Annotated in this window: 1 protein-coding gene; it reads left to right on the top strand. The window is 59.6% G+C overall.

Going from position 1 to position 255, the window contains the following annotated elements; translation table 11 throughout:
* A partial coding sequence (locus tag PV375_RS07090; RefSeq protein WP_332106719.1) for a Rib/alpha-like domain-containing protein occupies window positions 1-255 on the top strand: 255 nt, incomplete at both ends.

The raw sequence follows: 255 nt of genomic DNA, 5'->3' as shown, positions 1-255 counted from the left end.
CCAGCCGGTGTACACCGAGGTGACTGTCACCGAGGGTGAGGTTGCTGAGGTTGCCGCACCGAAGTTCACCGATGAAGAGACCGGTGAAGAGCGTGACATGCCTGAAGGCACCACCTTCGCGCTGAAGAACGACATCGAGGGTGTTTGGATCGACGAGGAGACCGGTGAGATCAAGTCGTCGGCTACCAACGCTGCTCCTGCCACCAACGTGTACGAAGTGGTCGTGACCTACCCCGATGGTTCGTCGGAGACGGT

Source organism: Gulosibacter sp. GYB002, from assembly GCF_036577665.1.
Lineage (GTDB): Bacteria > Actinomycetota > Actinomycetes > Actinomycetales > Microbacteriaceae > Gulosibacter > Gulosibacter hominis.
This window is presented reverse-complemented; position numbering and strand designations above follow the sequence as displayed.